General features: G+C 62.5%; 10 protein-coding genes and 2 pseudogenes. 5 read left to right on the top strand and 7 right to left on the bottom strand.

What is annotated here, in order from left to right:
- Positions 1 to 453: 453 nt before the first annotated feature.
- The 5 genes from AC3WRR_RS31085 to AC3WRR_RS31065 all read right to left on the bottom strand — a co-directional run bounded on the left by AC3WRR_RS31085 (position 454) and on the right by AC3WRR_RS31065 (position 6,269).
- Positions 454 to 1,440, bottom strand: a complete 987-nt coding sequence (locus tag AC3WRR_RS31085) for a Bug family tripartite tricarboxylate transporter substrate binding protein (protein WP_492299007.1) — start codon at positions 1,438 to 1,440, stop codon at positions 454 to 456.
- Between the two features lie 16 nt (positions 1,441 to 1,456).
- The gene (locus AC3WRR_RS31080) at positions 1,457 to 2,872 is read right to left on the bottom strand and encodes an MmgE/PrpD family protein (protein ID WP_492299005.1); all 1,416 of its coding nucleotides are present in this window, start codon (positions 2,870 to 2,872) and stop codon (positions 1,457 to 1,459) included.
- An 81-nt stretch (positions 2,873 to 2,953) separates the two neighbouring features.
- Positions 2,954 to 3,940: a Bug family tripartite tricarboxylate transporter substrate binding protein gene (locus AC3WRR_RS31075; RefSeq protein WP_492299003.1), complete on the bottom strand. Its 987-nt coding sequence runs from the start codon at positions 3,938 to 3,940 to the stop codon at positions 2,954 to 2,956.
- A gap of 59 nt (positions 3,941 to 3,999) precedes the next feature.
- Positions 4,000 to 5,169 (bottom strand): 2-methylaconitate cis-trans isomerase PrpF family protein, encoded by a 1,170-nt coding sequence (locus AC3WRR_RS31070; protein ID WP_492299001.1) that lies wholly within the window; start codon positions 5,167 to 5,169, stop codon positions 4,000 to 4,002.
- 119 nt (positions 5,170 to 5,288) lie between these two features.
- The gene (locus tag AC3WRR_RS31065; RefSeq protein WP_492299000.1) at positions 5,289 to 6,269 is read right to left on the bottom strand and encodes a Bug family tripartite tricarboxylate transporter substrate binding protein; all 981 of its coding nucleotides are present in this window, start codon (positions 6,267 to 6,269) and stop codon (positions 5,289 to 5,291) included.
- 162 nt (positions 6,270 to 6,431) lie between these two features.
- Here AC3WRR_RS31065 and AC3WRR_RS31060 point away from each other — a divergent pair, with 162 nt between their 5' ends.
- From AC3WRR_RS31060 to leuD, 4 genes are all read left to right on the top strand, one after another.
- Positions 6,432 to 7,223 carry a GntR family transcriptional regulator gene (locus tag AC3WRR_RS31060; protein ID WP_183300317.1) on the top strand — a complete coding sequence of 264 codons (792 nt, stop codon included), beginning with the start codon at positions 6,432 to 6,434 and terminating at the stop codon, positions 7,221 to 7,223.
- A 278-nt stretch (positions 7,224 to 7,501) separates the two neighbouring features.
- Entirely contained in the window at positions 7,502 to 8,386 is an 885-nt protein-coding gene (locus AC3WRR_RS31055; RefSeq protein ID WP_492298997.1) for an isocitrate lyase/PEP mutase family protein, read from the top strand.
- On the top strand, positions 8,383 to 9,786 hold the full coding sequence (gene leuC, locus AC3WRR_RS31050) for a 3-isopropylmalate dehydratase large subunit (protein ID WP_492298995.1): 1,404 nt from the start codon (positions 8,383 to 8,385) through the stop codon (positions 9,784 to 9,786). The genes AC3WRR_RS31055 and leuC overlap by 4 nt, the downstream gene beginning before the upstream one ends.
- A 2-nt stretch (positions 9,787 to 9,788) precedes the next feature.
- The gene (gene leuD, locus AC3WRR_RS31045) at positions 9,789 to 10,406 is read left to right on the top strand and encodes a 3-isopropylmalate dehydratase small subunit (protein ID WP_492298993.1); all 618 of its coding nucleotides are present in this window, start codon (positions 9,789 to 9,791) and stop codon (positions 10,404 to 10,406) included.
- A gap of 805 nt (positions 10,407 to 11,211) precedes the next feature.
- On the opposite strand, the pseudogene AC3WRR_RS31040 reads toward leuD, so the two are convergent.
- A pseudogene (locus AC3WRR_RS31040) lies at positions 11,212 to 11,422 on the bottom strand (integrase); the annotation flags it as partial.
- Between the two features lie 221 nt (positions 11,423 to 11,643).
- Between AC3WRR_RS31040 and AC3WRR_RS31035 the strand changes: the two are divergent.
- Positions 11,644 to 11,955, top strand: a complete 312-nt coding sequence (locus tag AC3WRR_RS31035; RefSeq protein ID WP_492298992.1) for a site-specific integrase — start codon at positions 11,644 to 11,646, stop codon at positions 11,953 to 11,955.
- Here AC3WRR_RS31035 and AC3WRR_RS31030 read toward each other — a convergent pair.
- Positions 11,948 to 12,387, bottom strand: a pseudogene (locus AC3WRR_RS31030) (IS91 family transposase); the annotation flags it as partial. The gene AC3WRR_RS31035 and the pseudogene AC3WRR_RS31030 sit on opposite strands and share 8 nt — an antisense overlap.
- Between the last annotated feature and the right edge of the window lie 45 nt (positions 12,388 to 12,432).

The raw sequence follows: 12,432 nt of genomic DNA, 5'->3' as shown, positions 1-12,432 counted from the left end.
TCGACCGACGAACGCTTGGTGATGGTTTCGGATGCCTGGATCCCGAGCGCTATGCGGAGGACATCACGCGGGAAAGGCTACGCACGCAGACGCTGTACGAGATCCTGATGACGCAGGGCGCGCGCTTCGGACGCGTGCAGGAAATTTCTGCGGTGCCGGCCATTCCACACTTCCGAAATGCTGGGCGTCGAAGCGGGGTTGCGGCGGCTGCAACTCGGGCGGCTTCTCCATGACGTGGAGCGCGCGCCTGTGCCGCATTTGACGATTCATATATCGCCGCAGCCCAGCCGGATACTGATGGATGGTGTGATCGAGAGCGTCAATACCTTGCGAGCGGGACAGATCACGCACGATGTGCCGTGGCGACAGGATGGCCGATGGCGTGGAAGACGCCCTTTCCCCTTTCCCCGTTAAGCCCCCCGTTGGGAAAAGGTCCGCGCACCGCTCCTGTCATCACTCCAGTTTGATCCCCGCGCTCTTCACCAGCTGCTCCCACTTGGCCCGATCCCCTCGAATCTGCTTGGCCATCTCGCGTGAGGCCTGCGGTTTAACCAGGGTCGTGTTCCGTCCGGCCATCAGCTGACGGAACGCCGCGTCGGCCAATACCTCGCCCACTGCCGTCTGCAATGTCGCGATCACAGATGGCGGTGTCCCGGCCGGCGCCAGCAGGCCTGACCAGCCGAACACGTCGAAGCCTTTCAAAGCTGCTCCGCCCTGTGCGGCGAGCGGCGTCTGGTCTGGCGTCAGCGGATCGGGTTGCGCCGAGCTAGTGCCGTAGGACCGCAGCCTGCCGGCTCTTATCATGCTGGTGGCCGTTCCCACTGCATCAAACATCAGCGTCACCTGTCCGCCAATGACATCCGCTTCAGCCTGCGCGGGTCCTTTGTAAGGAATGTGGACAAGATCAACGCCTGCCATCCGCGCGAACAGTTCCATCGCCATGTGCGAGTAGCTGCCATTGCCGTTGGACGCATAGCTGTACTTGCCCGGCTCTTTCTTCAACAGCGCGATCAGCTCCTGCACATTGCGGGCGGGCAGGTTCGGGCTGGACACGAGGAGCAAGGGCCCCGTGGACAGCATCGCCACTGGAGCCAGGTCTTTTTCGACGTTGTACTGCACCGAACGGTCGATCAGCGGACTGATTACCAACGGGGAAGATGTGGTCAATAGCAGCGTATAGCCGTCCGGCGGCGCCTTGGCGACTGCCGAAACGCCGAGCGTTCCGCCGGCTCCCACGCGGTTGTCGATCACGAGCGGTTGCTTCAGTTTTTCGGACAGCTTCTCGCTCAAGGCGCGTGCCAGATTGTCTGCGCTGCTGGCGGAGCTGAAGGGCACTACCACGCGGATGGGGCGCGTGGGATAGGTATCGGTCTTCCCGTGCGACAGCATGGGAAGGGCCATCAGCGCGAAGGATGCGAGCAGGGGTAGCGTTCTGTTCATGTCGATATGTCTCCGGTCAGTGTGATTCAGACGGGGCGCGCAACGACGCAATTGCTGCGGCGGCCGAGCTTTCGCGCTCTATGCGCTGGAGTCGATTGGCAATCTCGGTGGCGTACGTCGAGCCATAGACGGGTGTCGCCAATGACAGGAATTTGCTCCGAACACCAGCCTGCGACAGAGGGGTGGAGGGCTCGCCTGACGGCACCAGCACTTCGATATCGTGCCGGCCGCCCCCGTCCGCCTCGGCGCGCAGGCGGCAGCCGCCTGGGGCCAGGTCGGGGTCCACCGTTACCGAGATGCGGTGCGCCATCGTCGCAATTTCGGTTGTGCCGAGCCGGCGCTCATAACTCTGCCATTCGATGCCGCCATCCAGCCATGCGCATGCAACCTGGAAGTAGAGACTGAATTGCGCGTCGACGATGTTTCGTGGCGCGAGCTTGGCCTCCAGCGCCTCGCCAACAATTTTGTGTGCCGTTGGCGAGATGGTCACGTACAAGCGCGCGTTGGACAGCGCATCCCGGACAAAGCGCTCGCGCAGCGACAACGCCGCGTCAATGGCCGCGTGGGTCAGTCGGCACGACGGGTAAGGCTTCAGCGCGGTTTGCCCCGCAAGCCACTGGGTACCGAGACCGTTGATCAGCTGTTCGGGCCGTGCTGCGTTGGTGTAGCCTGCCAGCAGGCCGAAGCGGCCGGCGATTGGCTCTGTAGCGGCGATCACGCCGGCATGTGCATAGCTGAGTGCCAGCATGGCATTGTGAGCCGCGAAGCCTGGATGCAGCCGCTTGTTCCACGCGCCGTTCTCGAGGTATTGCATCGAACCCGAGGCGAGGCTGCCTGCGATGCCGAAGGCTGCCTCGATGGTCGCGGCATCCATGCCGCGCAGCCTGCCCGCGGCCGCCACCGCGCCGAAGATGCCAGCCACCGAGGTATTATGAAAGCCCCGTTCGTAAGCGCTTGTGTTTAGTGCGGCGCCGATCCGACAAGCGACTTCATAGCCAATGACAATGGCGTCGAGCAGCGCCTGGCCGTCAACGTCGCGTTGCTCGGCTTCGGCCAACGCGGCTGGTATCACCGGAGCGCCGGGGTGAAGCACACCTGCGCCGTTGGTGTCGTCGAAGTCCATGGTGTGAGCGAATGCGCCGTTGAGCAGCGTGGCCTGCTGGCGCGTGAAGGTATCTCTTAACCCGACGACGGTGAAGCCGCCGCCTTGCATGTCGAGGTCCCGTGTACCGGCGATGAAAGCGGGACTACTTTCAGCGAATTGCGCGGAGAATGCGGTGTGGCCGACGAAATCAACCAGACAGTCACGCACGCACGCGCGCACGGGCTCGGGAATCGCGCTGCCTGCTGTCGTGGCGGCAAGCGCTGCAAGCTCGGCAGTCGCGCCATCATGCGCGCGAGCCGCGACGATTTCGCTGGGGGTAAGCGTCATGCTGCCTCCGGATGAGAATGAAAAACGATAGAGAATATGGGTTGCGCGCGACCACCAAAGGGTACGTCGAAAGACGACGGATCAATCGATTTGCGCGCCTGCATCGATCACCGCGCGTGCCCAGCGCGTTCTCTCCTTGCTTAGGAAGTTGGCGAAGTACGCGGGAGATTCGAGGACGGGCTGCGAACCGGTTGCGCGCAGGGAATCCTGGATTTGCGGCGAAGACGCCGCGCCGCGAATTGCAACGTTCAGCTCCGATACCACTTCGGGCTTGGTGCCAGCCGGGACCAGAATGCCAACCCACGAGTAGATCTCGAAGTCCTTCATCCCCTGCTCGGACAGTGTGGCGACCGCAGGCAACTGCGGACTTCGCTGCGCGCCGCTGATGCCAAGCGCCTTTAGCTTGCCCGCCTGGACGTGCGGCATAGCGGATGGCAATGCGTCAAACGCGAGAGATATCTGCCCCGCCATCAGGTCATTCAAGGCGGCGGGCGAACCCTTGTAAGGCACGTGCCGTAGCTGGATGCCTGCACGCGCTTGCAGGATCTCCATCGCGAGGTGAGCGGTGATGCCGTTGCCGCCGGAGGCATAGTGGACCTGGTCGGGATGCTGTTTGGCGTAGCGGATCAGTTCCCGCAGGTTGTTGGCGGGGAACGAAGGGTTGGCCACCAACAGCAGCGGGCCGATGCTGACAAGGGATACCGGCGCAAAATCCTTCAACGGATCGTATGGCAACTTCTTGTAGAGGCCAGGATTGATCGCAAGCTGGCCCAGCGTGCCGAACAGCAGAGTGCGGCCGTCAGGACTGCTGCGCTTGACTTCTTGTGCGCCCATGATGCCGTTTGCGCCGGGACGGTTCTCGACATAGACGGATTGTCTGAGCAACGTCGTCAGCGCTGCGGCATAATTTCGGGCAATGATGTCGACAGTCTGTCCGGCCGGATAGCCGACCACGAGACGGATCGGACCCGTGTTATTTGCTCGCGCGGTGTAAGGGGAAAGCAACAGGCCCGCGCTGGTGCCGGCCAGTTGCGCCAGCAGGCGGCGTCGCCAAGGGTTGGGTGTCATCGTGTCTCCTGGAAATGGCACCCGGTGCGTTGCCGAGGCCAAGGTGTTGCCGCGGGTCGTTAGCGTTCCTGGGCTAAGTAGTCGCGCCGAACATAGATTTCCCCGGACATCAGGCGGCGAGCTGTGCGTGCCAGCCCCAGCACGGCGAAGGACATGTCTTCGGGGCGTGCGCCAACGTTCGCTTCGACGCGGACCGGCATCACGCCGAGGGGATGGCCGATACGCAACTCGCCACCGCCCGCAACCTGCGCGCCGAGCGCCCGATGCACGATAGAGTTCGGGATGCGCGATGCCGCCGCCGTGCACATCGAGCCGGTGCCGGCCATGCTGTCATGACATTTGCCGAGGAATACCAGCCGCGCACGCAGATCCATCTGTTCGGCCCGTTGGCCGGCGTTAGCCATGTCGGTAAAGTCGGCGGGCGGCGCCACCATCACGAAGAGCGGCAGGCCTGGCAGCTTCACGTCCTGCCAGCGCGGCCACAGGCCCAGCATCTCGCCGGCACGGGACTGGATCTCGCCGATGGTTTCGATCAGCGCGCCGTTGGCCGAAATTTCCGGGGGCAACTCGCTGCCAGTGAGGCCGAGCGAGGCAGCGGCGACGAATACGCAGGGATTGGCGACGTCGCAGAGCGTCGCCTCGACCGTGCGGCCGTCCGACAGCGTCATGCGATCGACCACGTTGCCCGTAGGCAGTAGCCGGCCGGTCTTTGCGCCGACCGTGCCCGCGTAGTCCATCAGGATCTCCGCGCCCGTGCCCGGCACGCCGGCGATCGCGCAGTCGCCCATCACGCGCGCCTTGCCGCCCGCGACCTGCACCCTCGCAATCAGCAGCTTGTCGGTGTTGGTGTTATAGATGCGCACCGTGGTAACCGGCTCGACTGCGTCGATCAGGCCTTCATCGATCGCGAACGGTCCGACTGCGGAGGAGATGTTGCCACAGTTGCCGTCGTAGCCGATGCGATCGCGCTCGACGTCTGCCTGGGCGAAGGTGTAGTCGACGTCGGCATCGGGACGGGATGAACGGCTGATGATCGCCACCTTGGATGTCACCAGTCGGGATCCGCCCATGCCGTCGATCTGCAGCACATCTGGCGTCCCCATCGCGCGCTTGAGCAGGGCGTCGCGCTCCGGGCCAGGCCCGGGTAGGTCGTTGGCATGAAAAAACAGTGCTTTGCTGGTGCCGCCGCGCATCAGCACGCATGGGATGGTGAGTTGGTCGGGATGCATGGTAGGGGTCGATGGGGATTTGGACAAAATTAATGGTGGTTAATGCATAAATTCTCGATTCCTCGTTCCCACGCGGCGATAGAGGAGGCGGGTGAGGCAGCGCACCAGTCCGTGAAGCATCACTCCAACGGATACTTCCTGATCAGCTCATCCAGCCTGTCCCTATCGTGCTTGACTTGGGCGGCGAACTCGGCAGGCGAACTGACTACAGGCTCTGCGCCGGCGGCGGCGATAGTCCTGCGCACCTCTGGGTCCTTGATTCCTTCGCGGAGCGCGGCCACCAATTCTTCCGCGATGGCAATCGGCGTGCCCTTGGGCGCGAACAGGCCGAACCACGTTACCGACTGGAATTGCGGGAACCCCGCTTCGGCGGTGGTCGGCACGTCCGGCAACGCGGCGGCACGGGTGCGGCCTTGCGTCGCCAAGATTTTTAGCGTACCGGCCTTGTAATGCGGTAGCGCCGCGGTGATGCCGGTGAACGACATATTGACGTTGTTGGCGATTAAGTCGGTTACGATTGGTCCGGTGCCCCGGTAGTTGACAACGATCAGGTTGGAGATTCCCGCTTCGGCAGCCAGCTGCTTGCCGGATACCCGTGCAAGGCTTTCGCCGCTGCCCAGCGAGCATGGCTGCGCAGCCGCCTTGCAATAGCGCACCAACTCGGCCAGCGTGGACACGGGAAGCTTGGCGCTAGCGACGATCGCGGCCGGCGATTGCGAGATGGCGGTGATCGGCTGCAGCTTCGCCAGCGGATCGATGCCCTTCAAGCCGGGAAGATGGCTGGTAATTGTGATAGCAGGTACCTGCAGAAGCAGCGTGTAGCCATCGGGGCGAGCTTCCATCACTTTGCGCGTGCCGATTAACCCATCGGCGCCGGGCAGATTCTCGACCACCACGGGTTGTCCCCAAATGACGCCGAGCTGCCGGGAGACCGCGCGCGCCGTGGCGTCAGTTCCACCTCCCGCGGCGTAGGGTACCACCAGCGTCACGGGCCGCTCGGGCTTCCACTGCGTGGCCGGGGCGGCCATGCCCGTGACCGCTACGAAGCCCAGTACGGTGCCAACCGGCCATGCCAGCCGCCGTCCGAATTGTTGTCGCATGTTGTCTCCTCCGCGGGCGCAAAGTCCCGCGCTTGCCGACATTGATGTATTGATGTTGTAATGTGTTTATAGAATAATAACAACTATGCGACGTGGTCAAGTGCGTGAAAATCTGTAGCGTCCGGCCTGTGCTATCCTCGTCACGTCGCCTTTCTTATTGCCATGTCGATCAAAGTTCGCAATACCCCCCAGGTGCGCCGCGCTGCCGGCACCTCGCTCCATCGGCAGATTTTCAACGTGCTGCGCGACGAGATCGCGCGCGGCGTCTACGCAGGGACGGGTGTGCTGCCTACGGAAGAGGCCATCTGCGAGCGCTACGGCGTCTCGCGCATCACCGTGCGTCGTGCCCTGACGGATCTGGCCTCACAAGGCTTGGTCGAGCGAAGGCATGGCCTTGGTACCTTCGTCAAGATGCAGGTTTCTGGCCGGCAAGCGCCTAGCCTGAGTTTGGTCGAAAGCCTTCGCAAGGCCGCGCAGGAAACGCAGGTCAAGGTGATAGAGGTCAGCCAGGCCGAGGCACCGCCTGATATCGCCGCGCAATTGCTACTGGCCGCGGACGAGCGCGCCGTGCATGCGCTGCGGCTGCGATGCGCCGATCGACTCCCGGTGATGCTGACTGACGCATGGATCCCGGCAGCAATGGGCACAGGCGTGTCGGCCGCTTCGCTGAAGAAGCATGCGCTGTATGAATTGCTGATGAATCAGGGCGTCACGTTCGGCAGCGTCGTCCAGGAGATTACCGCGCAACTAGCCGACCCCGTGCTGGCGAAGCTCTTGGGCGTCGAGGTAGGCGCGCCGCTGCTGAAGCTGGTGCGGCTCATGCACGATCAAGCTAATGTGCCCGTGCTGCATATCAGCATCTACTTGAGTCCTGAGCGCAGCCGCATTCTTATGGACTTCCAGGGCGAGAGCGTCAACACGCTGGTGACTGGACGAATCGTGCACGACCGCTGAGCCGTCCCAGCGGGGCGCATCTAAGGCAGCGGTAGCGCCGCGTTTGTCTACCTTTTTGAGTCGCGGTTCGGCGCCCTGGTCGGGGCCTGGCCGCTAACCTCCCGTTTCCCCTACTTTCGGGTGAAGGGTACACATCTCTTAAGGCCTGTTGAACCGATGCGTTCAACAAGGTCTTTGACTCACGCCCGAAGTTGTATTTAGAATATAAACACATAAACAGTGTCGTGGGCGTTCGGATGTTCCATCACGTTCGTCCCGAAGATGACTTCAGAGGAGCGATGATGACCCCCACTCAATCTCTGCGCCGGCGGCTTGCCGCACCCGGCATGCTGGTCGCCCCCGGTGCCTACGATGCGATTGGCGCGCGCTTGATCGAGCAGGCCGGCTTTGGCGCCTGTTACATGACCGGCGCGGGCACATCGGCTGCGCGTGGTTTTCCTGACTTCGGCCTGCTGACAATGGGGGAGATGGTTGACAACGCGGCGGTGATGGCGCGTTCGATCTCGATCCCGCTGATCGCCGACGCTGATACCGGTTACGGCAACGAGTTGAACGTCACGCGCACAGTGCAAGAGTACGAGGCGCGCGGCGTGGCCGCGATTCATATCGAGGACCAGGTCGCGCCGAAGCGATGCGGCCACCTAGATGGCAAGGAGGTAGTGTCGCGAGAGGAGTTTGTGTCGAAGATCCGTGCCGCAGTGCAGGCACGTCGTACGCCGGATTTTGTCATCATCGCCCGCACGGATGCCCGCGCTATGATTGGGCTGGACGAGGCGATTTCGCGCGCTAAGGCCGCGTTGCAAGCGGGTGCCGACATGGCATTCGTCGAGGCCACGCAGACGCTCGACGAGGTGGCCCGGGTGCCACGAGACGTTGGCGGTCCCTGTCTGCTGAACGTCGTACCGGGTGGTCGCACGCCGATCTTTGATTTGCGCGAAGCCGAACAGATGGGCTACAAGCTGGCGATCTTGCCAGGCCTGATGCTGAAGGCCGCCATCGAGGCGGGTGACGCCGCACTTGCCTCCCTCAAGGCCACGCACATGGCGCCCAACGTTAGCGCCAGTGTGGCACATACATTTCGCCGCTTCGGCGCAGAGGAGTGGGACAATTTGCGCCAGCGTTTCAATGCCGGCGCGAGAGCCACAGAGGCGGACGCACAATGATGGCGCGCACGCTGGTCGATAAACTTTGGGACGCGCACGTGGTGCGTGATCTTGGCGACGGCTGGGCGCTGCTACACATCGATCGCCATCTTCTGCACGATCTGTCCGGTCCGCCAGCGTTGCGCGACGTGGCCGCGCGCGGTTTGCCGCTGCATGATGCGAAGCTGGTGTTCTCCACGCCTGATCACGCGGTGTCCAGTCGCCCGGGGCGCGACGGCAATACATATCCGCTCGGCGGGCGCCTGTGGCAGGGGTTACGCCAGGGTTCGGCGAAGGCAGGCATCCGGATGTTCGATCTGGGCGAGCCTGGTCAGGGCATCGTGCACGTGATGGGCCCCGAGCTTGGTATCGTACTCCCTGGACTGACGGTGATTTGCGGTGACAGCCACACTTGTACCAATGGCGGCATTGGAGCGATGGCGTTCGGCGTCGGCACTTCCGAAAGCACCCATGCTCTGGCCACGCAGACGCTACGTCAGCAAAAACCCAAGCGCATGCGAATCCTCTGCGAGGGGGAACTTGGAACGGGGGTCACCGCCAAGGACTTGATTCTGCATGTGATCGGCAAGCTTGGCGCCGCCGCAGGCGTTGGCTACGCTATCGAATTTGCTGGCCCGGCTATCCGTTCCCTCGACATCGAAGGGCGATTGACAGTCTGCAATCTTTGCGTCGAACTGGGTGCTCGCTTTGGGCTGATCGCGCCCGACCAGAAGGTCGTGGACTGGGTGCGGGGCAGACCGTTCGCGCCCACCGACGAGCTATTCGAGCGGGCCGCAGCCGACTGGCTGGCGCTTGCTACCGATGCTGACGCAGTGTTCGATCGCGAGGAGCGGATAGATGCGTCGGCAGTGGTACCAACCATTACTTGGGGTACCAGTCCGGAGCAGGCGATTTCGGTTGACGGTGTGACACCACGAGTCGAGGACGAAGCCGATCCCGCACGGCGCGACGCCGTCGCTGCCGCTCTCGACTACATGGGCCTTGAGCCGGGCGCGCCGATTGCCGGCACGCCGGTGGACTGGGTTTTCATCGGCTCTTGTGCCAATTCCCGGCTGTCTGATTTGCGTGCGGCGGCGGCCGTTGTCCGGGGTCGCCGTGTGGTTCCGGGCGTCACCGCCTGGGTGGTGCCGGGTTCGGAGAACGTGAAGCGCGAGGCGGAGGCAGAGGGATTGCGCGCAGTGTTCGAAGCTGCCGGTTTCCACTGGCGCGAGCCGGGCTGCAGTATGTGCGTTGCAGCCAATGGCGAACAGGTTCCACCCGGCAAGCGTTCGGTTTCAACGTCTAACCGCAATTTTGTCGGCAGGCAAGGTCCGGGGGCGCGCACGCACCTCGCAAGCCCCGCCATGGCGGCAGCTGCCGCCGTGACTGGCCAGATCACCGATGTAAGGAGACTTAACTGACCATGCAGCCATTCACGACAGTCATTGGTGCAGCCATTCCGCTGATGCGCGCGAATGTCGATACCGATGTGATCATTCGCATTGAACGTCTGACAGAGCAACCGCCGGGTGCACTGGGCCACTATGCGTTTGAGGCGTTGCGCTATCGATCCGACGGCAGCGAGGACCCCAGCTGCATCCTGAACGATCCGGTGTTCCGTGGCGCCCCCGTGCTGCTGGCCGGACGCAACTTTGGTTGTGGATCGTCGCGTGAAGGCGCGGTAGTCGCGTTAAAGGGGATGGGCGTGCGATGCGTGATCGCGCCAAGCTATGGCGACATCTTCTATAACAACTGCTTTCAGAACGGGCTGTTGCCAGTCGCATTGCCGCCGGAGAAGATTGAGGCATTAGCAGCTCAATGCGCGCATGGCGCGCCTGTGCGCGTGGACCTTGAGGCGTTGAGGATTATCGCTCCCGACGGTTCGGCCATCCCATTCGAGCTCGCGGCGATGCGTCGGGAGGGGCTGTTGCACGGCTTGGACGACATCGGACTCACGTTGAAGGACGATGAAATCATTCGCGCGTGGCAGGCGAAGGATCGGGAGCGAAGAGGGTGGGCCTGGATAGTGGAGGGGCGATAGGTTGGTGCTGCTTAGTTAGTGTTTGCTCCCGCAAGCCGTCCCCACCCGAGAGTTGCCAATACAATAGGCAGTATGACTTCCGTGAGGCAGAGCCATAGGGCGGTCAGCCTCCGAAAAGCCGAGTCGGAGCCGACAAGCGGATGACGGCAAGCGCTCGGCGGTCAGAGGTGCATGTTGCCGATGTGACTATTGCGGACCCAGAGGTATCAGTTCTCAGTTCTCTGGCACGGCTCTCTGAGCCACTTTCAAAGCAAAAACCGCTACACCGTACGCCACTGCGAAGATGAGTCGAAGCGCGCGCGATGGGAAACTCGAAAGTGCCCCGCAGATTGCCCTCGAGATGGGCGGGACCGATATGTCGAAGGACCTCAGGTCGAGTCGTCTCGTGGATGGATGGTGCGCTCGCCCGCGGACCTGCGTGTGTCATCCGCCTTGCGTTCTGAAGCCGTGAGTTAGGTTCTGACCAAGCGTTGGCAGGGATTGCAGCAGCTAATTCCGGACCCCAACTGTGAGGAACCAGAATTCGCTGTACTGCGTTTCCAGAAAAATCAATGACTTAACCTCTGATTCCGTTGCCGCTTCGCGGTCTTGGAATCGGAAATAGCTGGACTGCCATGACGAGAAGCGCGAACTAGCCGGACTGTGGTGCGAGCGCCGTTTTGCGCACTTCTCGTTTGTTGTCCCCGGGTTGCTCAGTGGCTCTTGCCGACCTCTATGCTCAGGTCACAACTATGTGCAGATGATCATCATGGTGGCAGCCAGCCCCTTGAGTGGTGCGATTGGGGCTGGCGAAGCCTACGCATAGTTACAGCGTCCGCAAGAATCGAATCAACGAGTCCGGTGCGTGATACTGGCGAATCTTGGCGTCAGGCGCTTCCAGTCGACCGAGAGCTTTCTCCTTCATCGCGAGGTCAGCTTCGACGTAGCGGTGTGTCGTGATCGGGCTCTCGTGACCGAGCCACAAGGCGATTGAACGGAACGCCCGCCTGCAACAAGTGCATTGCGGTTGTATGACGCCTATATCGTGAACGACATAGGCGTCATTGTACTAAACCGCTGACGCGGTAGTAGGAGGTAGGCGAACGTTGTTGCCTGGCGGTACGTCGCAGGCGACCTGAAGGTGGGACTGGCGAGAAGAAGGGGTATGGAGACCCGGGAGCAACATGGATAGGCCCAACGGGCTTTCCATTCACTGCTTCCCGGAGTTCCGCCATGACACCGCTTCGCGAACGCATGCATGCACGACATGCAGATCCGGAATCTCGCAGACAACACGCAGAAATCTTATCTGCAGCAGGTTTCCAGTTTCGCCAGACACTTCCGCCGCTCGCCTGAACTCCTCGGCCCCGAAGAGATCCGCGCCTGGCAAATCTACCTGACCAACGAACGCATGCTTGCCCCGAGCAGCGTGCAACTGGCTGTGGGCGCACTGCGCTTCCTGTACCGCGTGACGCTCAGGCGGGAATGGAGCGACGAGGACTTTCCACTACCAAAGTCCTGCACACCTGGGGGCAGAACCTGCAGCATCATCCGCACGTCCCCGAGATGAAGCCGATCTCGGCACCCAGGTGTTTCGGATCGGCGGCGATCGTGCGCAGCGTCTCGGCGCTGGCGCGAAACAGGATATCGTAGAGCGCCTTCTTGTTCTGGTAGGCGAGCGCTGCGATGGACTCAGGGACGGTGAAGACGACGTGGAAATATTCGACCTCGGGAAGTAGTTCGGCCTGCCGGTCTTCAAGCCACTGGGCACGGGCAAGCGACTGGCACTTCGGGCAAGCGCGGTGCCGGCACGAGTTGAACGCGATGCGCTGATGGCCGCAGGCATCGCACTGCTCGACATGGCCACCGAGCGCCGCGGTGCGGCACAGCTCGATTGCGCTCATCGCGCGCCGTTGCACACGACTGAGCCCGTCGGCGTGGGCCTGCCGGTACTGAGGGCCGCAGTGCGGAAGATGTCCGCCACCTCGAGTGCCGCCCTCATCGCGAGGTTCAGAAGTATGTGGGCGCAGGCGGTGCGGGCGGGATG

This window comes from Cupriavidus sp. FW305-3-2-15-C-LB2 (assembly GCF_058787575.1).
This window is presented reverse-complemented; position numbering and strand designations above follow the sequence as displayed.